Here is a 26029-nt window from a genome sequence, read left to right on the forward strand (position 1 = left end):
GTAACATGAAAGGTGGGGTAGATATGGCAAGTAAGGTATTTGCAGCCATCGATGTAGGTTCTAACGAGCTGTCAATGAAGGTGTATGAGATAACTCCCAAAAAAGGGGCGAGGGAGATCGATTACGTCAACAGCACAGTTGAGCTCGGAAGTGATACCTACAACAGTGGCAGGATAACCGAGGATTCCATAATGAAGGTATGTGAGATCCTCAACAAATTCCGCAGGAAGATGAGGGAATACGATGTGCGTGAATACAAGGCGTATGCATCGTCCGCTGTGCGTGAGGCGGAGAATTCAGTCATGGTCCTTGAGAGGATAAAGCAGCACACAGGCATCGACGTCGCAGTGCTCAGCAACTCGGAGCAGAGATTCATGAACTACAAGGCGTATGCGGCAAAGTCAAAGTTTGAGGATGCCGACACGAAGAACAGGGCGCTTCTGGACATAGGAGCGGGAAGTCTTCAGATATCTATATTTGACAAGCAGAATCTGATCCAGACACAGAACCTTCCTATAGGAGCCGTGAGAATAAGGGATTATCTGGCAAAATACGGCGCAGACACGGTGGCTCTGGAGAATATCATGGAGGAGTTCGTATCGAACTTCATAGAGGAGTTCAGGAACCTCTTTATAAACGATAAGGACATCAAGAGCATAATAGCCATAGGAGACGGAATCGCAAATCTGAAGAAGGTCGGACCGGAGCTGAATATCACAGACAAGATCACAAGAGATCAGTTCCGCGTGCTTTATCACAAGGTAGTTGAGACCACCCCGGAGGTCCTTTCAGAAAAATACGGTGTGCCATACGAGAGGGCGACACTGATGCTTCCGATGGCGATCATTTACCAGTCATTCCTCGACAACTCAAGGGCGGAGGATATCATCACGCCGGATGTTACGTTCTGTGACGGAATAGTTGCCGATTATATGGATAAGAACGGAACGCTTCTGCTGAATAAGAATTTCGACGAGGATATCATTGCATCGGCAAACAGCATAGCCAAGAAGTATAAGGTCAACAGGAAGCACACACAGAATGTGACGCAGAACGCACTGGATATATTTGATTCCTTCAAGAGCGTCCACGGACTCGGAAGGAGAGAGAGACTGCAGCTTCAGATCGCAGCCATGCTCCACAGTTGTGGCAAATTTGTAAATATGAACGAGGGCACCATGATGTCCTATCACATAATCATGTCCACGGAGATACTTGGACTGTCCCACAAGGAGAGGGAGGAGATTGCAAATATCGTGAAGTTCAACGAGTATTATCTCCCTTCACAGACAAAGGCACAGGTATCGCTGATGACTGCGGATTACATGAAGGTCGCCAAGCTGGCATCCATACTGAGACTTGCGGATGTCCTTGACAAGAGCCACAGGCAGAAGATAAGTGATATGAAGTTCAGCTTCAAGGACTACGTGCTCACGATGACGGTAGATACACTGAATGATATTACGCTTGAGGCAGGGGTGTTCAAGACCAAGACTGAACTGTTCAGAAAGGTCTTTGGAGTGAAGCCTGTGTTAAAACAGAAAAGGGGGTTGTAAAGGATGGCAGATAAGAATCCGATATTTTATAACAGAGAGCTCAGTTGGCTTGAATTTGACAAGAGATGTCTGTCCGAGGCGAAGGACAGGACCATTCCTCTGTTTGAGAGAATAAAGTTCCTGAGTATAACGGCATCCAATCTGGATGAGTTCTTCATGGTAAGAATAGCATCACTCACGGATATGGTGCATGCCGGATACACCAAGAAGGATATAGCCGGAATGACGGCGCGGGAGCAGCTTGACGCACTCCATGCCAGCACCAAAGAGTTCATGAAGAACCAGTATCAGACACTGAACAGATCCCTCATCCCTCAGCTTGCCCAGAACGGATTGAAGCTTGTGAGACACCATGAGGATCTCACTCCAAAGCAGGCAAAGTATGTGGACAAATACTTTGAGAAGGATGTATACCCGGTACTCACACCTATGGCGGTGGACTCGTCCAGACCATTCCCGCTGGTGCGCAATAAATCACTGAATATAGGTGCACTCATATACGATAAGAAAAAGGACGTGACGGATATAGCGACCGTCCAGGTTCCATCTGTACTTCCAAGGATCGTGAGACTTCCTTCTGAGGAGAAGGGCGTTACCGAGATAATTCTTCTGGAGGAGGTTATCGAGAAGAACCTTGACAAGCTGTTCCTGAACTACGACATAGTGTGTGCATATCCATACCGTATCATGAGAAATGCAGACTTCTCCATAGATGAGGAGGAGACCGCAGATCTGCTGAAGGAGATCGAGAAGCAGCTCAAGCAGAGACAGTGGGGCGAGGTCATAAGACTTGAGGTGGACGAGGCCATGGACAAGAAGCTCCTTAAGGAGCTCAAGAAGCATCTCGGAGTCGATGACGAGGTCGTATACAAGATCAACGGACCTCTGGATCTCACATTCCTCATGAAGGTGAACGGCATAGATGGTTTTGACCATCTGAAGTATCCTAAGTACAAACCGCAGCCTGTACCTGGAATGGGCGATTACAGCCATATATTTGACAGGATAAAGAAGGGAGACATCCTTCTGTTCCATCCATATTATGAGTTCACACCGGTCATAGAGTTCATAAAACAGGCGGCAAATGATCCTGATGTCCTGGCGATCAAGCAGACACTTTACCGTGTCAGCGGCAATTCACCTATCATCGCGGCACTTGCACAGGCTGCCGAAAATGGCAAGCAGGTAACTGTTCTCGTCGAGCTCAAGGCAAGATTTGACGAGGAGAACAATATAGCGTGGGCCAAGAAGCTGGAGCAGGCGGGCTGTCATGTTATCTATGGCCTTGTGGGTCTTAAGACACATTCCAAGATCGCACTGGTTGTCAGACGCGAGGAGGACGGAATTAGAAGATATGTGCATCTGGGAACAGGAAATTACAATGATCAGACCGCAAAGCTTTACACTGACATGGGACTTCTCACCTGCAGTGATGCCATAGGAGAGGACGCGACGGCGGTGTTCAACATGCTGTCAGGATATTCAGAGCCGAAGAAGTGGAACAAGCTTGCAGTTGCCCCGATCTGGCTGAAGGACAAATTCCTCATGCTGATAGGCCGTGAGGCAGAGAATGCGAGACAGGGCAAAAAGGCAAGGATAGTTGCCAAGATGAACAGTCTCTGTGATCCGGTGATCATGAATGCGCTCTACGATGCCTCAAAGGCAGGCGTAAAGATCGAACTCATCGTCAGGGGAATATGCTGTATCAAGGCAGGAGTTCCGGGACTTTCAGATAATATATCAGTAAGATCCATAGTTGGAAATTATCTTGAGCACTCGAGAATATTCTATTTCTATAATGACGGATTTGAGGATATATACATGGGAAGTGCGGACTGGATGCCTAGAAATCTGGACAAGCGAGTTGAGATAACGTTCCCTGTAGAGGATCCGGAGCTTAAGAAGAAGATAAAGAATATCCTTAAGATACAGCTTGAGGATACACTCAAGGCTCACATCATGCAGCCTGACGGCTCATATGCGAAGCAGGATCTCAGGGGCAAGGCAAAGCTTGATTCACAGATGTATTTTGTGAAGCTTGCGCAGGAGAGTCAGAAGCCGGTGAAGGAAGAGGACAATGACAGGGTGTTCATCCCGGTTGAATCCCACGGCGATAATGAGTGATATAAAGGCAGCACAGAGGCATATCGACAAAAGAAAAATAACAGTTGACACACGGCTGGCGATGTGGTATTCTACCATTGCTGTGTGAAACAGTGAACATAGAAGCAGAGTATCCACTCTCACCTCAGCATGGTCTGACATGACTCGGGTTAATATTTAGCTTAGAAGATTTACAGGGTTTTCCTGAGTTTGAATATGCTTTGTATTAAGAAAGTGGATAGATGGTTCTATCCACTTTTCTTATGTCAGAGAATTGAATTTTAAAAGTGTGGAGGTAGAGAGTCATTAGCGATTTAATGATCAACGAACAGATTAGAGACAGAGAGGTACGACTCATCGGAGAAGATGGTCAGCTTGTTGGAATAATGTCATCCAGGGATGCATACAAGATGGCTCAGGATGCAGGACTTGATCTTGTGAAGATAGCACCTAAGGCACAGCCACCGGTGTGCAAGATAGTTGACTATGGTAAGTATCGTTATGAGCAGGCCAGAAAAGAGAAAGAGGCCAAGAAGAAGCAGAAGACCATGGAAGTCAAGGAAGTCAGACTTTCACCGAACATCGATGCGAATGACCTTAATACCAAGATCAATCAGGCAAGAAAGTTCCTTGAGCATGGCGATAAGGTTAAGGTTACACTGCGATTCAGGGGAAGAGAGCTTGCGCATGTAGAGCAGTCAAAGGTTATTCTTGACAACTTTGCTGAGAAGCTTGCAGAGATAGCAGTTATCGATAAGCCTGCTAAGTTTGAAGGAAGAAGCATGATAATGTTTTTAACACAAAAGCGTTAAATTATTATAGACATATAATTCAAGGAGGAAGTAAGTAAAATGGCTAAATTAAAGACAAAAAGAGCAGCAGCTAAGCGTTTCAAGAAAACAGCTAACGGCGGTTTAAAGAGATCTAAAGCTTATAAGAGTCATATCTTAACAAAGAAGACCACTAAGAGAAAGAGAAATCTTAGAAAGGCTACAATGACAGACGCAACAAACGAGAAGGTAATGAAGAAGATATTACCTTATATCTAATAGATCAGGAGGAAGAAAACCAATGGCAAGAGTTAAAGGCGGAATGAACGCAAAGCAGAAGCACAATAAGGTATTAAAGCTTGCAAAGGGCTACAGAGGAGCAAGAAGCAAGCAGTATAGAGTAGCAAAGCAGTCAGTTATGAGAGCACTTACATCTTCATACGCTGGCAGAAAGCAGAGAAAGAGACAGTTCAGACAGCTCTGGATCGCTCGTATCAACGCAGCAGCAAGAATGAATGACATCTCATACAGCAAGCTTATGCATGGTCTTAAGCTGGCAGGTGTTGACATCAACAGAAAGATGCTCTCAGAGATGGCTATCAGCGATGCTGAGGGATTTGCAAAGCTTGTTGAGGTTGCAAAGGCACAGTTATCATAATATAGAATATAGAATCTTCTATATATAAGTAAAAAGAACCGGATGTGGTATAAACTTACACATCCGGTTCTTTTGTTGCGCGAAAAGGTTTTATAATTCGGAGGCGTATGCTATAATTATAGAGGTTAGGGGGATGACCAATGAGAGTAAAGACACAGAGTAGGAGGCACATATGTTCGTAGAGAGAATAACAAAGGATCAGATGAAGATGTTTCTTGAGACTTTTGCTTGCTGTAGTGAGCAGAAGAACCTCGTTATGAGACTTAACTATGCAGGAAAGGAACCGTATCTGGATGTGACCAGGTTCAGCAATGGTCTGGTATATACTGATTCATATTATGATTTTGACAGTACATACTGCAGTAATCTTTGGAATAAGTTCCTGTATACACAGTTCACACATGAGTATTACACAGCGTTCAAGGAGTACCTTATGAAGGATGTGGACAGAAAGCTCACTAATATGATAAAAATCTGAAAAAAGTTGTTGACTTTGTATTCGATAGATGGTATTATCTTATTCGTTGGTGACGAGCACAGAAGTCGACATCACATAAATATGCGGGAGTGCTGGAATTGGCAGACAGGCTAGACTAAGGATCTAGTGCTGGAAACGGCGTGTGGGTTCAAGTCCCATCTCCCGCATTTTTATTTTGAAAGTCCTATGGAATTTCGGATGTGAGAGAATGGGCGGTTATCAATTACATATAGAATATGCGGGAGTGCTGGAATTGGCAGACAGGCTAGACTAAGGATCTAGTGCTGGAAACGGCGTGTGGGTTCAAGTCCCATCTCCCGCATTTTTTATTTCTAGAGAAAGCTTAAAACATAAGCTTTCTCTTTTTTTTAACTAATATTAACTCCCGGGAGATTTCCTTGATATATGGGCTGACAGGGGGTAGAATCAAATATATTCATAAAAACAGGAGGAATAGAGCGTGTCAAAAGCGATATTCAATAAGAAGGTTCTGGCGGCAGCGATTGCCGGTCTGATGTCCGTGTCGCTGGTTGGCTGTGGAGGCAGTACCGGTGGACAGACAGGAAGTTCCAGAATAAATATAGAGCCGTATAGCAAGGTGGAATTCAATACGGATCAGGTTAAGAGCGGAGATATCCAGTCCTCATTGACATTGGAGCTCAAGCCTGATGGTTACAGCAGCAATGATTACTCGATACAGCAGTCTGACTACAAGGTTCAGGAGGTCAAGGTAAAAGAGGGCGATAAGGTGGCCAAAGGCGATGTGATGATTCAGTTTGAGGCCAAGGATATCCAGAAGACCATAGATCAGTATACGGATCAGAAGGAGCGGGATCAGCTTCTTATAGACCATTACAACAGGCTGGCGAGCATAGACAGCAGCCAGGATTACTCCAGTGACATATCCGCGGCGAAGGAGGATATGGATCTGGCGGATACATACATCAAAGAGCAGAACGAGAGAATGAAGGAGTATCAGGTCATTGCAGACAAGAACGGAACAGTGACTTATGTCAACTCAGATCTGCAGTATGGATATGTCACAGCGGGTGATACGCTCATAACGGTGGATTCGGGTTCGTCTGATTATGTATCAGAGACTGCGGATTCATACGAATTCAAGGAGGGGCAGACCTACGATGCTGATTTTCAGGAGGCAACATTTACACTGAAGCTCACGAAGTGTGAGAAGTATACAAGCTCTGCCACCGGAGAGGAGATGCAGAAACTTACATTTCAGCCTGTCAGTGATATGACCGGAGTGACCGAAGCGGATACCCTCAAGATGGTCATAGATAAGCCGGTTGTAAAGAACGTTGTATATGTGAATAAAAAGGCTGTGTTTGACGGCTCGGGTGAGAAGAAGTATGTGTACACTGTAAATGAGGACGGATACAGGAATGCGGTAGAAGTTACCGTTGGAGATACGGTGGATGATTATACAGTTATCAAATCAGGACTGAAGGCCGGAGAGCAGGTGGTGATAAATTGATGAGACAGAATATTATGCATAAAGGCAGCACACGGACAAAAAAGAATATGACCGCCAGAATAGCATGCCTGGTAATGTCATTTGTCATGGCAGGAGGAATGGCGGGCTGTGGCAAGGAGAACAGCGAGAAGGTTCCTGAGCTCGTTGAACCTGTAAGTACAAACGAGGCATACAGACCGGTCACATATGGAGATATAGGCAAAAAGGTCATCAAGACCGGAACGATAGTCCCAACTGACTATTGTTATTACTATGACACATCTGTGACTCTGTCAAAGGTGTATGTGAATGTGGGCGATGAGGTCAAGAAGGACACGGTTCTTGCAGAGACCGACAGCAATGCATCCACAGCATCGGGAGACGATGGCAGTGATACAGATTCAGGCTCAATAGTGGATGATTCTTCAACATCGATGGATGGGGACGACAGCTCTGGAGCTGATTCCCAGGATGTGAAGAAGTATTCACATGAGATCAAGCAGAAGATATATGAGCAGAATCAGGCTGAGTTGGACTGGAAGATAAAGGCGTGCGAAGAGATCGGTGATTCAAAGGGCGCTGCAGAGGCCAGAACAGAAAAAGCCATAAATGAGGAGAACAACAGGTACGATAATCTTTTATATGAGTATGAGCAGAAAAAGCTCACACAGCAGGACGAGGATGAGGACAAGGTCAAGCAGAGCGGAACGCTCAAGGCAGACCGTCCGGGCACGGTAACATACGCCAAGAAGATAAGCGGCAGTGAGAATACTGTCGGCGGCGGTGAGAACGTGGTCGTGGTTTCAGATTACAGTGATCCATATATAGAGATAACCGGTGAGAGCTTCAAGAAGAATACATACAGCATGTATAAGAACATGTACACTGTGATAAATGGAAAGCAGTATGACATAGTGCCATACAACTACACCAATCAGGAGATAGCTGTGGCACAGAGCAAGTCAAGTCTTCCATACACAAGATTTAAGCTCAAGGGTGTGAAGGATGCAGATAAGATCCTCAGCGTGGGCAACACGGTGTCACTGTATTTCAGTACATCCGATGCAAAGGACGTACTCACAGTGGGAAATGATTCCATATACGAGGAGAACAACCAGAAATTTGTATATGTCAAGACAGATTCCAGTGAGAAGGAGCGCAGGGATATAGAGACCGGTGCCAGCGACAATAACTACACAGAGGTAGTCAGCGGACTCAAGGAAGGAGATCTTATCTACTACGCTTCAGATGCGGTCATGCCTAGTGATTACACAGAATACACGGTGGCACTCGATTCATATACGAAGACAGCAACGGTGAAGAGCGATTCGTTCTCGGTGGAGGACCTCAACAGTGTCAGCTACACTGCACCATGCGATGGACGTTTCACGTCACTCAACGTCAAGAAGGGCCAGAAGGTTAAGAAGGGGGATGTGCTGTTTGTCATTGACAGTGGCGGCGGAACAGCGGCGGTCAAGGATATAGATAACCAGATCAGCGAGGAGAACCAGACTTATAGTTCGGATCTCAAGGATTTTGATGATCAGATAAATGAGCTTACAAATGAGATCACGAGATACCAGAAGGGTAAGGTGGCAACGCCGACGGATGCAGAGAACACTCTCTACATGGCGGAGCAGCTCGTGTGCCAGAGAAATGTTGTTACATACAACAAGGATCTTAGGATATATACACACAATGCAACCATCAAGAGCTTAAACGCACAGAGAGAAAAGCTCAACAAGAACAATGATGGAAGCGGAAAGATAACTGTCTACGCTGACCAGGCGGGAACAGTCCTCTCGGTTGGCGCGAAGACTGATGTGGCTGTCAAGGAAGGTGCAAATGTACTCACAGTCGGAAGCAACGACAATGTGATCCTGGCGATATCCATATCAGAGGGAAAACTTGCTGTAAACCAGAAGGTTTCAATATCAAATAAGAACAACAGCGGTAAGAAGATAAGCGGAGTGTGTGTCGGAAGCACCGGAGACAGCTCCAAGTCATATATAAGTACTGATTCAGAGGGTGGGGTTCACGTAACCAAGTGTTCAGGCAGTGATGAACTGAAGTATTATATAAAGGTTGATGATGCAAGCTTTTACAAGAAGCCGAAGTCATATCAGGTCAGCTACCCGACAAAGTCCTATGAGAACGTGGTCATGATACCTAACAACATGATCTATCATGAGACGAGCAAGAACAATTCAAATGAGTATGACTATGTATGGCTCATCAAGGATGATGAGATCATAAAGCAGTATGTCACTCTCGGCGAGGCAGACAAGACCAAGACGGTTATACTGTCAGGTCTTTCAGAGGGCGATGTCATAGCTAAGGAATCAGGAGCAACATCCACCGGTGGCTCATCGAGTTCATCAGATGGTTCCGATAATTCAAAGTCAGGCGCAGACAGCCAGTCGGATGGCGGATCGGATTCATCTGGCGGAGATGCGGCGGCAGCAGAGTAGCAGAGAGGAGATATAATGTTTAAATTTTTATCACATAAATTATTGAACAAGAAGTGGTTAAATGCATGTCTCCTGCTTGGAATCATATTGCTGGTGGCTGTTGCATCGTGCAACCCAATGTTCAAAAACGGAGCGCTGGATATGCTCATGTCGTCCAAGTTTGGCGCGGCGATGGTAGAGCAGAACAAGTATCCGGCAACTATCGGCAGATCAGGCTCATGCGCGGTAGACGATTATGCCGATGCCGATGCAGTGCTTGGCAGGATCGGCAAATATGAGGACATGTGGAACTACTACATGGAGATAGATGCTCTGCAGAAGCAGACCAGCCTGTCACTTCAGGCGGGGTACACCCAGAGCAACCTGAATCACAGGACCAGCTTCAACATGACATATATGCCACAGATAGAGGATCATGTGAACATAACATATGGAACGTCACTCGAGGATGCCAAGACAGAGGATGGTGTGTATCCTTGTATCATCTCACAGAGAAACCTTGACAAATACGGCCTTGTCGTTGGAGAGGTATTCAGCATAGATACCGGACTCAGCGATGCCGTTGACTCACAGGGCAATCCTATGAAGTATCAGATCGTAGGTGTATTTGAGGAGAAGGATTACTCAGACAGCTTCTGGTATGACCAGCTTGCAGATCTCGACAGCGAGGTATATGTGAAGAAGGATGACTTCAACGACATGATAGGCAAGTACGGCTTCCTCACAATATACTACGTGGATCACGTCATGCTTGACTACTCACAGATAACACACAAGAATGCCATGGACACGCTGTATTATCTCCAGTCATTTGAGAAGTCAGATAAATATTTTGAGCAGAATTTCAGCAGTGTGCTCATAGATTATAAAGGCGATGCAAGAACCATCGGTATAATCATATGGGTTCTGGAGCTCCCAATACTGGTTCTGCTTCTGGCATTCATTTACATGGTATCAAGTCAGATACTTGAGATGGAGGATGGAGAGATCGCCATGCTCAAGAGCCGTGGTACCAGCACGAAGCAGGTTCTCGGAATATACCTTGGACAGTCGGCAATACTGTCGGCGATAGCCATAGTGATAGGAATCCCTATAGGATATCTTCTGTGTAAGCTTGCAGCAAGCACGGATTCGTTCCTGCAGTTTGGATTTAAGGATACACATTTCTATGGAGTAGATCCGTGGATGATAGTATACAGTCTGGCTGCCGCTGTTATAGCTATATTATTTGTGACACTTCCGGTGTTCAAATATGCCAAGAACTCCATAGTGGAGCAGAAGAGCAGAATAGGAAAGGTAAATTACAAGCCATTCTGGGAGAAGTTCTTTGTGGACGTCATCCTTGTGGCACTTTCAATATACCTTCTGTACAATTACAACAAGCAGAAATCGACGATAGCACTCGATATACTTGCGGGTTCAAGACCTGATCCGGTCATCTTCCTGAACTCCTCACTCTTTATATTTGCAGTGGGACTTCTGGTGCTCAGACTCATCAAATATCTGATAAGACTGATATACAGGATCGGAAGAAAGAGATGGTCACCGGCTGTGTATGCATCATTCCTGCAGATCACACGTACGGTCAAGAAGCAGGGATTCATATCGGTGTTCCTTGTAATGACAATAGCCATGGGTATGTTCAACTCGAACATGGCAAGAACCATAAATAAGAACAAGACACAGCGAATAGATTACAATCTGGGAACGGATCTTGTGGTACAGGAGCAGTGGACCAGAGGAACATACATAGACAAAGACAAGAAGACCCACTGGTATTACACAGAGCAGGATTTTGAGAGATTTACAAAGCTCGAGGACAGCCTGTGTGACAAGGTGACAAGAGTCATATACGACGACAATGCCGTCATAAAAGCGGGCGGCGAGGAGTTGGCGGGCAGCGTACTCATGGGTATCAACACCAAGGAGTTCGGTGAGACGGCCAGACTGCAGAGCGGACTCAACAAGGAGCACTGGTACAATTACCTGAATGATCTTGCAACAGTGTCGAATGGAGTCATCATTTCATCAAACCTTGCAAAGAAGTACAATATAAAGGTTGGAGATTCAATAAACTATGCGAGATACAGTCCTATTGCAAGCAAGGAGAAGGAGGAGATCGCATCTCCTAGCGGAACGGTATGTGCCATAGTGGATGCATTCCCGGGATTCCAACAGTATGTGTATGAGAAGGATTCCGAGGGAGAGATGCAGGAGGTGGAGAGATACCTCGTAGTTGCCAACTATGCATATGTTGTTGGTGCATTCAGTCAGACACCATACCAGGTATGGATGCATCTCAAGGATGGTGTGGACTACAAGGATGTACTTCAGGCACTCAGTGATGAGGATGTCAATATAGTGCAGTATGAGAGTGTGGATAAGGATGTGTCAGAGATGCAGGAGTCACCTCTGGTGCTCATAACAAATGGTCTGTTCTCACTGTCATTTATCATAGCGATCATACTTTGTACGGTGGGATTCCTGATATACTGGATAACATCCATCAAACAGAGAGAACTTCTGTTTGGTATCTACAGAGCTATGGGTATGAGCATGCGTGAGATCAACAAGATGCTCATAAATGAGCAGATATTCAGCTCGGTACTTGCCAGTCTGGCGGGATACGGAGTCGGTGCTGCGGCTACGGTGCTTTTCGTCAAGCTGGTTGCCGTGGTTTATCTGCCGGAATCACACAACATAGCGATATCGATAGCTGTGGATCCTTACGACATCATAAAGCTCACAGCGGTTGTTGTATTTATGTTTGTTGTATGTTTCGTAGTCATAAGAACTATATTGAAGAAGATGAATATAACACAGGCATTAAAGCTGGGGGAGGATTAATCTATGGATGAAATTATGATAGAGGCACATGGAATCAAACGCTGTTTCAGACTTGGAAGCGGAGAAGATTTCTATGCACTCAAGGGAATAGATATAACAGTCCCGGCTGGAAAGCTCACTATACTCAAAGGTCGTTCAGGATCGGGTAAGACGACACTGCTCAATATCCTGAGCGCGTTGGATGAGCCTACTGAGGGCGAAGTGATAGTCGGCGGCCACGTGTACAGCGAGATGAACGAGAAGGAAAAGGAGAAGCTGAGAAGATACAATATAGGATTTGTATTCCAGTCGGTTGCCCTGATCCCGATTATGAGTGCGTATGAGAACGTCGATTTCGGACTCAGACTTGCGGAATATGAGGGCAACAGGGATGCCCGTATAAAAGAGGTGCTCGATCTGGTGGGACTGTCATCCAGAATGACGCATTTCCCAAATCAGATGTCAGGTGGTGAGCAGCAGAGAGTTGCCATAGCCAGAGCGGTGGCTCATAAGCCAAAGGTAATATTTGCGGATGAGCCTACAGGAGCCCTTGATACGGCTTCGGGACTTGCAGTCATGAAGCTGTTCCAGGAGCTGGTGTACAAGGAAGGAATAACGATAGTCATGACGACACATGATCCGAAGCTTATGGAGCTCGGTGATGTAGTATATGAGATAGAGGATGGTGAGATAGTTGAGCGATAAGCATTTATTCAGAAAAAAGAAGAACGATGCTGTGGAGCCTGAAACTATAGCACCGGATGTGGAGACACAGGACATGGAGAACACGGATGGCCAGGAGACGCAGGAGTTCGTGTACGGCATGGATCTTCAGGAAGACGAGGGCACTGACAGCGGGAAAGACGTGGAAGCAGATCCTGAGGCTGGCACAGATAAAGAAGCCGGCGGGGAACGCCTTGGTTCTGAGGAGAATATCATAGAGTGTGACAGCCTTGTCAAGATATACAAGACTGACGATGTGGAGGTCATGGCTCTTCAGGGCCTGGAGCTCAACATCAAATACGGCGAGCTCATGGCGGTCATCGGAAAGTCGGGATCAGGAAAGTCCACACTCCTCAATATGATCGGAGGACTTGAGAGACCTACGGCCGGAAAGCTGTATGTCGACGGCAAGGATCTGTTTGCGATGACGGATAAGGAGCTTGTGGAGTACAGAAAGCACACTGTAGGATTTGTGTGGCAGAAAAACTCCAGAAACCTTCTGCCATATATGACAGCCATAGAGAATGTTCAGGTACCTATGTACTTCGACAAGAGTAACAAGGAAGACAAGTATGCAAGAGCCCATGATCTGCTCTGCAGAGTGGGACTTGAGGACAAGATAAATTCATATCCATCTCAGATGTCAGGTGGTGAGCAGCAGAGAGTTGCCATAGCCATAGCCCTGGCAAATAATCCGAAGATACTTCTTGCGGATGAGCCAACGGGAGCCGTGGACAGCAAGACATCCAACATGATACAGGATCTGTTCAGAAAGCTGAACGAAGAGCTCGGGATAACGATAATCATAGTTACACATGATATAAGCCTTGCAAATAAGGTGGGACGTGTGGTTATGATTGCGGACGGCAAGATTAGCACAGAGAAGATCATGAAGGAATCTTACAAGGACAGAATGAACGAGCTGACGACAGACGGCTTCTCATCTGATGATTCACATGAGGAGTTCTCGATACTCGATAAGGCAAATCGTGTACAGATAAGCCCTGATATGCTGGCGGCTGCCGGAATCGACAGCAATAAGGTCAAGGTTCAGGTTGTTGACGGCAAGGTCATCATCACAAAAGAGTGATAGCAGATGGTGTTGTGTCAGCGGGGAAAATATATTATAATTACTTCAATTAAGTAAGGAAAGGTTGGTATTTTATATGAGAAAAGCGGGTTACAAAAAAGCGGCGGCGCTGCTTTTGGTGACATCACTTGTGGCAGGAACTGCGCTTACAGGATGTGGCAAGAAGAAGGTGGATTACAACATGGGAGACGACGAGAACGGCGGTGGTGGCGGTAAGCTGGCATCAAGACTCGACGTACCAGAGTCATACAATGGCAAGCTTGAGGGCATCAATGCAGATACAGGTCTCACAGATGTATCCATAAATGCCACAGAGATAGAGGTGCCTGACACAGATAAGATGTCAGTGCTTTACTATGAGCTTAACAATGTAGACAATGACTACAAGAAGCGTGTGTGCGAGAATATATTTGACGTGAGCGCAGGTGTATATGTATATAACTGGGATAAGCCGTACAAGGAGGATATACAGAGAGAGATAGATTCACTTCAGTCCATGATGGATCAGGCTACATCGGATGATGATAAGAGCTATTATGAGGATTACATGAAGTCACTTAAGGATCAACTCAAGACAGCGTCTGATACGAGAGAGGGAGCCGGAGACTACAGTGGAGACACATTCATCGGATCTGTAGGGGACAACGAGTTCATGGTAACATTCTATGGAAGTGGCGATGACATGTCCACAGGCGGCGGATTCTCACTGGATTACTATCCATCGGATCAGCTTATACAGTACAGACCTAAGGATGGCGCAACAAGTGTATACTGCTACAGCAGTGAATATTCTGACGAGGAGGCTTCCGCAAACACAGCTTCCATCAGTGCGGCAGATGCTGAGCAGAAGGGAACAGATTTCCTTGCATCATGTGGAATCTCAGATGTCATAGAAACAAGTAATTTTGATCTGCTGTGGGATTACAGCGATGCATCAAACAGCACAGTTGCCGCAGAGAAGAATGGTTACATGGTAACATATAAGCGTTCTGTGGACGGCGTGGCTCCATATACACCTAATGTATACGGCCTTGACACACTCGCAACAAGTGATGAAACGTGGTATGACACCATGGATGAGACATTCCAGCTCGGCATTGATGACAATGGACTTATCTCAGCATATTGCCTAGATTCCTTCAGGGCAACAGGAGACAAGAAGGACAATGTTGATCTGATAAGCTGGGAAGATGCACTCAAGAAGCTTCCAGAGGCTGTAAATAAGTATTACACAGACAACAAGACACAGTACAGCACCATTGAGTTCAACGATGTAAGACTTACATACTACAAGCTCAAGGATGGAGATAAGTACACATACAGCCCTGTATGGGTATTTGCACAGTGCGACAAGATGGAGGATGGAAGCCTCGATAAGGATTATCCAATACAGCTCATCATGTTAGATGCTACCACAGGAGATATGATAGATCTTAAGGATGTCCTGAACCAGCAGACATATGATTCATCTGTAGTTGATTCTGTTATTGACAGTGATTCAGATTTTGATATAAGTGACGACAGCCTCATTGATGAGACTGATATAACTGATACTGACGATGCAGACAGCAGTGATGAGTCAAGCGCAGATGCGATTGATATCGGAGATGCTGATATCGACATGGGCGATCAGGATACAACAGAGTAAATAAAACTCATACATATAGGTTAAAGGAGAAAAAACCTCATAGACTGATAAAGTGGTATAAATATTGGTCTATGAGGATTTTTTATTGTTGACACATACCCCTAGGGGGTATATAATCCGTGGATGAAAAGAGAATTTAACAGCCGTAATGTGCAGATAATAAACAGATGGCATATATGCAGCGTCGTTTGAAATGTGAACAGAAATGGCTGATGTACAAGGGATGTGTCAAGTTTTCTATGAAAACTTGACATGTAGCTCCAGCCATTTGCCGAAGGCAAATTTTGCATGGCTGGAGTTCAATAAGGATGGAGGAAAGATATATGGAAGAACAGAAGAAATGCTGCTGTCATCATGGCGGAGAGATAAGCGACGTGGAAGCCAGGGTGAGGACAAGGACAGACGAGGAGTATAAGAAGCTTCTCAACAGACTGAACAGGATAGAGGGGCAGATAAGAGGCGTGAAGAGTATGCTGGAAAATGATGCATATTGCACAGACATCGTGCTCCAAGTGTCGGCGATCAATGCGGCACTCAACAGCTTCAACAGACAGCTCCTTGCCGAACATATCAGGACCTGTGTTGCAGACGATATAAGAAATGGCAAGGATGATACTATAGAGGATCTGGTAAATACGGTTACCAGACTTATGAAATAGATATGTCAGTTATTGGCAAGTGCAGTTACGAACTGACTGATGCTTGATAAAGGAAGGTGAAATATATGGACAAGTACAATGTGACAGGAATGACATGCAGTGCATGCAGTGCAAGAGTCGAGAAGGCCGTATCCAATGTTGAGGGAGTTACCTCGTGTCAGGTGAATCTCCTGACCAACTCCATGATGGTGGATGGAACAGCCGACAGCGGAACTATAGTGGCTGCAGTTGAGAAGGCAGGATACGGTGCGAGTCTGGCGGGTGGAAGATCTGCTGGCGGAAATACTTCACATTCAGGTGGGAAGAGCAGCGGTTCCGGTGAGAGTGAGGCGGACAAAGAATTTGGAAAAATGAAGAAGAGACTGGTGGCATCAGTTATAATTCTTATTCCCCTCATGTATATATCAATGGGACATATGATGTGGAACTGGCCGCTGCCAAGCTTCTTTGACGGCAATCATGTGGCGATGGGACTCACGCAGATGCTGCTAACCATAATCGTGATGGTGATAAATCAGAGATTCTTTGTGAGTGGATTTAAGGGAGCTATACACGGCTCGCCTAATATGGATACACTTGTTGCCATGGGCTCAGGTGCCTCATTCATATACAGCGTGTACGTGCTCTATGCCATGACAGCGGCGCAGACAGCAGGTGACGGTGAGCGTGTCATGACGCTCATGCATGATTTTTATTTTGAATCTGCGGCCATGATACTGGCGCTTATAACAGTCGGCAAGACGCTTGAAGCATATTCAAAGGGAAGAACCACGGACGCACTCAAAGGTCTGATGGATCTTGCCCCGAAGACAGCCGTTCTCATCAGAGATGGTGAGGAGGTCACCGTGGATATAGATGAAGTTGCGGTTGGAGATATATTTGCCGTTAGACCGGGTGAGAGCGTTCCTGTGGACGGAGTAGTCCTTGAGGGGGATTCCGCTGTGGACGAGTCAGCTCTCTCGGGTGAGAGTATACCTGTGGATAAAACTGCAGGAAGCCGTGTGTCTGCGGCGACGATCAACCAGTCGGGTTATCTGAAATGTCGTGCTACACAGGTAGGTGCGGATACCGCACTGTCCAAGATAATAGATATGGTAAGTGATGCGGCGGCTACCAAAGCTCCAATAGCAAAGCTTGCTGATAAGGTTTCGGGAGTGTTTGTACCTGTTGTCATACTGATAGCATTTATCACGATGATAGTGTGGATAATAGTGGGTAAGGATGCCGGTTATGTGCTGGCGAGAGGAATATCGGTACTTGTTATAAGCTGCCCATGTGCACTTGGACTTGCCACACCTGTTGCGATCATGGTGGGAAATGGAATAGGTGCCAAGCACGGAATACTGTTCAAGACTGCGACTGCTCTTGAGGAGACAGGAAAGAGCAGCATAGTGGTCATGGACAAGACCGGAACGATCACAAAGGGAGAGCCTGTAGTGACGGATATACTGGCAGCCGAGAATGTCAGTGGTGACGAGCTGATGCAGAAGGCTGCGGCTCTGGAGAAGCTGTCAGAGCATCCTCTGGCAAGAGCTGTGGTTGGATACTACAGTGAGAATTACCAGACAGGTGATGCACAGAAGGATAAAAATTATGAGGTATCCGATTTCAAGGCTGTTGCGGGCAACGGTCTGATGGGAAGTCTGAACGGCAGAAAGATCATCGGCGGAAATATGGATTATATAAAGGGATATGCAGATGTACCTGAGACGATGAAGGACAGTGCGGAGAAGGTATCACAGCAGGGAAAGACACCTATGTTCTTTGCCGAGGAGGCTGACGGAGATTACAGAGTCCTTGGAATAATAGCCGTGGCGGATACTGTGAAGGAGGACAGCGCTGAGGCCATAAGCCAGCTTCAGTCAATGGGACTTTCAGTAGTTATGTTAACCGGTGATAATGAGAGAACCGCAAAAGCCATAGGAGAGCAGGTCGGCGTGGACAGAGTAATAGCGGGCGTGCGTCCGGACGGCAAGGAGAGCGTTGTGCGCGATCTCATGCAGAAGGGGCATGTGATCATGGTTGGTGATGGAATAAATGATGCCCCTGCACTCACAAGGGCAAATATAGGAATAGCCATAGGTGCAGGCACGGATATAGCCATAGATGCTGCGGATGTTGTTCTCATGAAGAGTGAGCTCACAGATGTTCCGGCGGCCATAAGACTCAGTAGGGCAACAGTTAAGAACATAAAAGAGAATCTTTTCTGGGCATTTATATATAATATAATTGGAATACCACTTGCCGCCGGCGTGTGGATCCCGATATTTGGCTGGACGCTCAATCCTATGTTCGGAGCGTTTGCCATGAGCCTGTCAAGTTTTTGTGTTGTTACAAATGCGCTGAGGTTGAATTTGACAGACATTTATGATAAAAATAAAAGGTATAGAATCAAGGAGGACAAAGTTATGACAAAGACAATGAAGATCGAAGGTATGATGTGTGGACATTGTGAAGCCAGAGTCAAGAAGAGTCTTGAGGCCCTTGACCAGGTGCAGGAGGCTGTAGTCAGCCATGAGACAGGAACAGCGGTTGTCACTCTCAAGGCAGACGTTGATGACAGCGTGCTCAAGAAGACAGTAGAGGATCAGGATTATAAGGTGACATCAATTCAGTAAAGGCAGGAAATATATGAAGAAGATACTGAACAGATTGCTAAGCAGAATGGTAATAACGTGCTTTCTTGTGGTCGTCCAGTTGGCGATCATGATACTGGGGGTTGTTTTTCTTCAGGACAGATATATCTATATATCGGGTGCTCTCAAGCTGCTCAGCGTAATAGTTGTAATGTATCTTATAACAAAGGATACTAACCCTATGGTAAAGATGGCATGGATGGTGCCGATACTCATATTCCCGGTGCTGGGAGGTCTCATGTATGTGCTCTATGGACATGTGCTGATACCTAAAAAACTCAGAAAGAATTTTCTGCGGGTTCTCCAGCAGGAGGTATATGAGAACGTCAAGGGGGACAACTGGGTCCCAGCGGAGAATTTAAAGTCGGAGCCTACATACAGGATATGTAATTATATGGAGAATGTGGCTGAGGCGCCTCTGTACAAGCATACCAGTGTAAAGTATTATGCCATAGGCGATGATGTGATGGATGATCTCATCAGAGACCTGGAGAGTGCGGAGAAGTATATATTCATGGAATATTTCATCGTGGACAAGGGTTATATGTGGGATACCATACTTGAGATATTGAAGCGCAAGGCTGCGGAGGGACTTGATGTCAGGTTCATGTATGATGACATCGGATCTGTGTTCAATGTGCCGAAGTATTACTGGAAGGAACTTGAATCCTACGGTATCAAATGTATGGCGTTCAATCAGGTGGTTCCATTCTTTGCCACTATCTTCAATAACAGGGATCACAGGAAGATCACTGTTATTGATGGCAAGATAGCTCACACCGGCGGTTACAACATGGCTGACGAGTATATCAACAAGATAGAGAAGTACGGCAAATGGAAGGACAGTGGAGTGAGACTTGAGGGCGAGGGCGCCTGGAGCTTCACTGTTATGTTCCTTCAGATGTGGAACAGCTTCAGATATTCAGAGGGAAGCTACAACAACTATAGACCGGTGGAGATCGACTATAGTGGCGTAAGTGACGGATATGTTCAGCCGTACAAGTCCAGTCCTCTGAGCGGAGAGAATGTGGGTGAGAATCTGTACATGCAGATGATAAATGATGCACGGGAGTACATTTATATATTTACCCCATATCTTATCGTGTGTAACGAGCTCATGCTGGCACTGAAGCTGGCAGCCAAGAGGGGCGTGGATGTGCGTATTGTTACGCCGGCCATTCCGGACAAGAAATATATATACAAGATGACCCAGTTCAGCTACAAGGAGCTGCTTCTGGCGGGTGTGAAGATATATCAGTACACGCCTGGATTTATACATTCAAAGACTTTGCTCATGGATGGCAAGCTTGCATCTGTGGGATCCATCAATCTGGATAACAGGAGCTTCTATCACCACTTTGAGTGTGGAACTCTCCTGTATGACTGCAAGGCCATAGAAGATGTGAAGAAGGATATGATGGATACATTTGCCGAGTCGGAGGAGATAGATATTCCGTGGTGCAGAAATAACATAAGCAGGGTGAATATACTTGGTGCGATACTCAGATTATTGTCACCGCTTTTATAAAAGGAGTATAGCCGTATGGGCAGAAAAGACAACATTGCAGGAGACGGCAGGCGGGAACTTCAGAACGGAATAACCACATTATTTCTTATATATATGGGGGCTGCATATCCCCTGATAATGCATGACAAATATTTTGATATAACAGTAACCAAGTACAGGGCGTTCTATATTGCGCTGTGCATATATGCGGTGCTCATGGTGCTGGCGGTGCTGGTGGATGTGCTGGGACGGAATGTCAGCACAGGGCATGGGTTGCAGAGCTCAGGCGGGAATGTAGATGCTTCAGCAGGGGCGGCACATGGCAGCAGGTTTATTGGACGCCTGAGACATTTTATGGATATGCATAATATCATGACCATGGATATATTCATGGCAGGATTTGTTCTGGCAAATGTTCTGGCATTCTTTATGTCAGGGAATAAGGCAGCAGCATATACAGGCGAGGAGGGCAGAAGGTGCGGACTTCAGTTCGTGCTGCTGGCCTTTTTCCTGTATGTGTGTATGGCGAGATATTGCAGGATAAGGCGGTATGTGGTGGTCATATTCATGCTTGCGGGCTCATTTGTGGGAATTGTCGGCATATGCCAGTTCATGGGATATGATTTCCTTGGACTCAGGGAAGGGCTGATGCAGAGCATAAGAAATGTATACATATCCACATTGGGCAATATCGACATATTTGCAAGCTTCCTGTGCGTGCTGGTTCCGGTGGCAGCCGGGGCGTATATCAGCTCGGAGGGAAAAGAGAGCATAGTGATACGGATAACAGCAGTCATCGCTGTGCTCACAGGAACAGGTGCGGTGATCATATCCAATGCAAACCTTGCATACGCAGGTGTGGGCGGTGCCATGATAGCTGCGTGGATATGGGCGTCATACCGAGGAAAGATAAAAGAATTTGCGGATGTATGCCTGGTCATGGCGTGCGGAGTCCTGGCGATCAGTATTATTCTGGGACAGACGGACAGTGGATATTCGGAGCTTGACGGACTGAGCTACTTTGTGAGTGACAGCCGGATGGTGTGGATAGTGTCCGTGGTCGTTCTCGTTGTATGGGCGGCCATAAGGCTGGCTTCAAAGTGGACTGTGAAGTTCCGCGGAAAGGCAGCTCTTGCTGTATCGGTCGGCGTATCACTTGCAGGCATCGTGGCTGTTGTTATATATGCGGCGCACAACCACATGGGTATATTTTCATTTGAAGATTCCTGGGGAAACTACAGGGGTTTTGTGTGGAGGAGACTCATGGAGGCGTATAGTGATTTCAGTGTTCCACAGAGGCTGTTCGGTTATGGAAATGAATCAGTGAAGGCGATCATGACTGACAGGTACTATGACGATATGATGAATACGGTGGGTGTTATATATGATAATGCTCACAATGAGTATCTGCAGTATCTGATAACCACAGGAATATTCGGTGCAGTGAGTTACGTAGGACTGCTGGTTACCACAGGTGGTGTGCTTGTGAGAACTGCGGTATCAGGAGCTGTGATGAATGAGAATGAAAGCATGAGCAGTCAATCCGCAGGAAAAAGATCGAAGGAGAAGGCAGCCTCGAGAGATTCAAGAACTGTAAGAGGTTCAAAGACAGGGACTGGCTTGGAGTGCCTGCTTGGATATGCTGAGGATGAGGGCAGTATGATAGCTGTTCTGCTCGGGATAACCGGGTATGCCGTTCAGGCATTTGTCAATCTTAACCAGTCGCTCACAACGCCATACATATTCCTGCTCATAGCCATGGCAGGAGGGCTGTGCCGGAGATATATATGTCAATTTGCAGATGGCGGCAGAAAATGATGTGTGAAGGACGATTTATAAGAAAATAATACAGGGAATTGTGTGTATATACTTGCCACAGTGCATAGCAAAATGTTATAATATTTGCCTGTGTGGTGCTAGTGAACCGCACATTGAATAAATAAATACAGGAGGTCTAGAGGGACATGCAGATTTATGACGAGCTTGTAGCCAGAGGGCTTATAGCGCAGACAACAGATGAAGATGAAATTAGAGATTTAGTAAATAATGGTAAGGCAGTATTCTATATTGGCTTTGATCCGACTGCTGACAGCCTGCATGTAGGCCACTTCATGGCGCTCTGTCTGATGAAGAGACTTCAGATGGCAGGCAACAAGCCTATCGCGCTGATAGGTGGAGGTACAGCCATGATCGGTGATCCATCAGGCCGTACAGATATGAGACAGATGATGACAAAGGAGACTATCCAGCACAACGTTGACTGCTTCAAGAAGCAGATGAGCAAGTTCATAGACTTCTCAGAGGACAAGGCGCTTCTCGTCAACAATGCAGACTGGCTTCTCGACCTGAACTATGTAGATGTTCTCCGCGATGTTGGAGCATGCTTCTCAGTCAACAACATGCTTCGTGCAGAGTGCTACAAGCAGCGTATGGAGAAGGGACTCAGCTTCCTTGAGTTCAACTACATGATCATGCAGAGTTACGATTTCTACGCACTGTACCAGAAGTACGGCTGCAACATGCAGTTCGGCGGCGATGACCAGTGGAGCAATATGCTTGGTGGTACAGAGCTCATCAGAAGAAAGCTTGGCAAGGATGCATACGCCATGACCATCACACTTCTCCTCAACTCAGAGGGCAAGAAGATGGGTAAGACACAGAAGGGTGCTGTATGGCTTGATCCTAACAAGACATCACCATTTGAGTTCTACCAGTACTGGAGAAATGTGGCAGATGCAGATGTTCTGAAGTGCATCCGTATGCTCACATTCCTTCCACTTGAGGAGATAGATAAGATGGATAGCTGGGAGGGCAGTCAGCTCAACCAGGCAAAGGAGATCCTTGCATACGAGCTTACAAAGCTTGTACACGGCGAGGAGGAGGCTGTGAAGGCTCAGGAGAGTGCAAGAGCACTGTTCTCCAAGGGTGTTGCAGCAGACATGCCATCAGTAACACTCACAGCAGATGACTTCAAGGACGGCTCGATCGATATCGTGTCAGTTCTCGTTAAGTCAGGTCTTGTTACATCACGTAACGAGGGCAGACGTGCCGTAGAGCAGGGCGGTGTTGCTGTGGACGGCGAGAAGATCACAGATGTCCAGACTACAATTCCAGAGGAGAAGTTCGACGGAGAGGGCGTTGTTGTGAGACGTGGTAAGAAGAACTTCAGGAAGGTTAGTAAGTAAGAGATATACATTGACATATGTATATGTTTAGTATAGTATAATAAATAAGAAAGCACTGGGTTGCACACGGAGCAACAAAGAATCCGTGGCTATATTATTGCGATGATATCAATATAATGATTCGGGTGATACGAAGGTACTTAAAGTACAATATCATATCCAGTATGAGGATTAGGTCATACGCAGATGCTTTGAGTGATATCAAGGCGAACGGCCAGTGGTTATTCAAAAAAGGGAAGCGATGAGCTTCCCTTTTTATGTACTATAAGGAGGAAAATATTGGGGAAGTCACAGATAATACGGAGAATACATAGAGCGGCATTAAAATATAAAGAGGTATTTGTTGGAAATACATTTATGTTTGTATTCAATAATGATTATTTTGAGGTTATGTTTAAGAAATCTTCATTTATGCATTTAACAGGAGTGGCATCATGCCTAAAGGCGGATGATTTTTATAATCATGCATTGATGCAGCGAGGATTAAGGCCGGGAGAGATATTCTTCAATGAAGAGCATCCGTATGATCTTGCAGACAAGAAAACAGACATGTTGGTTGACATAGGGGATATTATCGATAAAGATGCCAATGTAATCACAGATATAGAAACGAAGACATTTTCTTATAAGTTAGGAGTTGCAAATCTGGAGTTTACAGTATGTTTAGGGGATGACAAAAATTCGCAAGGCGAGATACAGGGTAATTGTAAAGTCCCGTATTCGTTCAGAGTTGAGGGAATAGAAAACAGTAAATCAGATAAGATATATTCAGTATCACATGTGTTGAAAAAGAAAACAGGTGAGAAAAAATATCATATATTGACTTATGGTGATATAGACAACTTGAAATATCTTAAAGATGAGATACAGGAGAAACTAGAGTTGGATGAATAACAGTACAGTAGATTGCAATAAGAAAAATCTGGGGAGAACTGCTATTGCAGTTGCCGCCTTAATAATACTAGTCCAGTTCATAGACTCCTACTGCACAGAGATATTCGGTAGAACGCAGTCACTGTCGGTTACTACATTCCTCATAGATGCCCGTGAAATGAGTGCGGATGAAGGTGTGGCTTACATGAGCAGGATGATGCTACCATTTTATCTCATCGGGATGCTCACGCCATTTGTGAGATCTTACGCGGACATAATTGGAAGAAAGGTGATGCTGTTCATAAATGTTGCACTTCTGGCGGTGGGCAGTGTCATATGTATGCTGGCGGACAGCCTTATAATCTATCTCCTTGGAAATGGAATACTGATACTCGGCTACTCATTGGATATACATATGATATACATAGTGGATATGCTGCCCGCAAACAGGCGTGCCACAGTGAGGGGAATATGCGGTGGAACAGCCATGGCAGCGGCCATGTGTATTCCGCTGATGAGATCTTTGGTTGCCAATAGATCCGGGCATGGCTGGCAGGAGATATATGTTGTGGGAATTGCCGGTGGTGTTGTAATACTTGCGTGCATGGGAATATACATGGTGGTGAGGTCTGCAGCGGGACAAGGCAGTTGCGGCGGTGATGAAATACAAGAAAATGAAACGGCCACAAACGAAACATTAATAAAAAGGGAATCTGTAAAAGATGGAAATATTCATTTTATACAGACACTTGGAGCGTTATGTAAACAAAATAGAACTAAGGCGTTGCTGATATCTATTTGTGCTGTCGGACTTGCCACGGCTGGCATACAGTATTACAATGAGCCACTTCTGGCATTTGGCGGAATGAGTGAGAAAAATGTCAATCTAGTCCTGGTGTGGCAGCCGATGACAGCGCTCGCGGTGAATGTTATCACAGGAATAGCGGCTGACAGAACACGCCGCGAATACGTGGTTGCAGCCGGAATCACATTGAGCCTTGTGTCAGGCTGCGTATTCATAATTGGAGCAGGGCGTATGGCATCCCCTGTTCTGATGGGAATCCTGTGGGGAAGTATGAGCGGATCTTATTACTCCTCAGAGGAGCTCATCAATATGATGGTGATGGAGAGTGCTGCTCCGGAGGTAAGGGGTAGAGCCTCGGCTATGTCCACATTTGCCTATGGAATAGGAGATCAGCTTGGAATATTTGCCATCAGCATTGTGGTGGGGATAGCCGGAATGCGGTGGACAAAACTGATGTTCCTCGGCATACCGCTCGTGGCAGCGATGATAGTGATAAATAGACATCTGAAAATCAGATCAGACCGTCAGGCGTGAAAAACTCCCGGGAATGGTACAGATGAATGTGCCGTT

The 26029-nt window shown here is 45.8% G+C and carries 19 protein-coding genes and 2 tRNA genes; all 21 read left to right on the forward strand.

The genetic code is table 11. The features are described 5' to 3' along the window. Positions 1-23 precede the first annotated feature (23 nt). Entirely contained in the window at positions 24-1556 is a 1533-nt protein-coding gene (locus ARA78_RS10710; RefSeq protein ID WP_022216254.1) for an HD domain-containing protein, read from the forward strand. Positions 1557-1559: 3 nt separating this feature from the next. Next, on the forward strand, positions 1560-3680 hold the full coding sequence (locus ARA78_RS10715) for an RNA degradosome polyphosphate kinase (RefSeq protein ID WP_015533883.1): 2121 nt from the start codon (positions 1560-1562) through the stop codon (positions 3678-3680). Positions 3681-3976: 296 nt separating this feature from the next. After that, entirely contained in the window at positions 3977-4471 is a 495-nt protein-coding gene (infC, locus tag ARA78_RS10720; protein ID WP_015533882.1) for a translation initiation factor IF-3, read from the forward strand. A gap of 39 nt (positions 4472-4510) precedes the next feature. Beyond that, positions 4511-4708 carry a 50S ribosomal protein L35 gene (rpmI, locus tag ARA78_RS10725; protein ID WP_004849138.1) on the forward strand — a complete coding sequence of 66 codons (198 nt, stop codon included), beginning with the start codon at positions 4511-4513 and terminating at the stop codon, positions 4706-4708. Between the two features lie 22 nt (positions 4709-4730). After that, positions 4731-5087: a 50S ribosomal protein L20 gene (rplT, locus tag ARA78_RS10730; RefSeq protein WP_004849136.1), complete on the forward strand. Its 357-nt coding sequence runs from the start codon at positions 4731-4733 to the stop codon at positions 5085-5087. A gap of 172 nt (positions 5088-5259) precedes the next feature. Then, a complete protein-coding gene (locus tag ARA78_RS10735) occupies positions 5260-5565 on the forward strand; it encodes a hypothetical protein (RefSeq protein ID WP_015533881.1) in 306 nt (101 codons plus the stop codon). An 83-nt stretch (positions 5566-5648) separates the two neighbouring features. Beyond that, positions 5649-5732 (forward strand) — tRNA-Leu (locus tag ARA78_RS10740). A gap of 71 nt (positions 5733-5803) precedes the next feature. Continuing rightward, positions 5804-5887, forward strand: a tRNA-Leu gene (locus ARA78_RS10745). 138 nt (positions 5888-6025) lie between these two features. Further along, positions 6026-7057, forward strand: coding sequence for an efflux RND transporter periplasmic adaptor subunit (locus ARA78_RS10750; RefSeq protein ID WP_022216253.1), 1032 nt, complete (start codon positions 6026-6028; stop codon positions 7055-7057). After that, positions 7057-9507, forward strand: coding sequence for a biotin/lipoyl-binding protein (locus ARA78_RS10755; protein WP_055280500.1), 2451 nt, complete (start codon positions 7057-7059; stop codon positions 9505-9507). The genes ARA78_RS10750 and ARA78_RS10755 overlap by 1 nt, the downstream gene beginning before the upstream one ends. Positions 9508-9522: 15 nt before the next feature. Then, positions 9523-12354 (forward strand): ABC transporter permease, encoded by a 2832-nt coding sequence (locus ARA78_RS10760; protein WP_055280501.1) that lies wholly within the window; start codon positions 9523-9525, stop codon positions 12352-12354. A 3-nt stretch (positions 12355-12357) separates the two neighbouring features. Then, complete coding sequence (locus ARA78_RS10765; RefSeq protein ID WP_015533878.1) at positions 12358-13038, forward strand: ABC transporter ATP-binding protein; 681 nt, start codon at positions 12358-12360, stop codon at positions 13036-13038. Beyond that, positions 13028-14146: an ABC transporter ATP-binding protein gene (locus tag ARA78_RS10770; protein ID WP_330376001.1), complete on the forward strand. Its 1119-nt coding sequence runs from the start codon at positions 13028-13030 to the stop codon at positions 14144-14146. Before ARA78_RS10765 ends, ARA78_RS10770 begins: the two co-directional genes overlap by 11 nt. Positions 14147-14222: 76 nt before the next feature. Beyond that, positions 14223-15794 carry a hypothetical protein gene (locus ARA78_RS10775; protein WP_055273349.1) on the forward strand — a complete coding sequence of 524 codons (1572 nt, stop codon included), beginning with the start codon at positions 14223-14225 and terminating at the stop codon, positions 15792-15794. Between the two features lie 323 nt (positions 15795-16117). Beyond that, positions 16118-16453 (forward strand): metal-sensing transcriptional repressor, encoded by a 336-nt coding sequence (locus tag ARA78_RS10780; protein WP_022216248.1) that lies wholly within the window; start codon positions 16118-16120, stop codon positions 16451-16453. A 65-nt stretch (positions 16454-16518) separates the two neighbouring features. Further along, positions 16519-19071, forward strand: coding sequence for a heavy metal translocating P-type ATPase (locus ARA78_RS10785; RefSeq protein WP_055280502.1), 2553 nt, complete (start codon positions 16519-16521; stop codon positions 19069-19071). Between the two features lie 13 nt (positions 19072-19084). Beyond that, entirely contained in the window at positions 19085-20617 is a 1533-nt protein-coding gene (cls, locus tag ARA78_RS10790) for a cardiolipin synthase (protein WP_022216246.1), read from the forward strand. Between the two features lie 15 nt (positions 20618-20632). Then, entirely contained in the window at positions 20633-22414 is a 1782-nt protein-coding gene (locus tag ARA78_RS10795; RefSeq protein WP_055280503.1) for an O-antigen ligase family protein, read from the forward strand. A gap of 146 nt (positions 22415-22560) precedes the next feature. After that, positions 22561-23781, forward strand: coding sequence for a tyrosine--tRNA ligase (tyrS, locus tag ARA78_RS10800; RefSeq protein ID WP_055280504.1), 1221 nt, complete (start codon positions 22561-22563; stop codon positions 23779-23781). 279 nt (positions 23782-24060) lie between these two features. Then, entirely contained in the window at positions 24061-24675 is a 615-nt protein-coding gene (locus ARA78_RS10805) for a PBECR4 domain-containing protein (protein ID WP_055280505.1), read from the forward strand. After that, positions 24668-25993, forward strand: a complete 1326-nt coding sequence (locus ARA78_RS10810) for an MFS transporter (protein WP_055280506.1) — start codon at positions 24668-24670, stop codon at positions 25991-25993. The genes ARA78_RS10805 and ARA78_RS10810 overlap by 8 nt, the downstream gene beginning before the upstream one ends. Positions 25994-26029 lie beyond the last annotated feature (36 nt).

It is taken from the genome of Coprococcus eutactus (assembly GCF_001404675.1).
Lineage (GTDB): Bacteria > Bacillota > Clostridia > Lachnospirales > Lachnospiraceae > Coprococcus > Coprococcus aceti.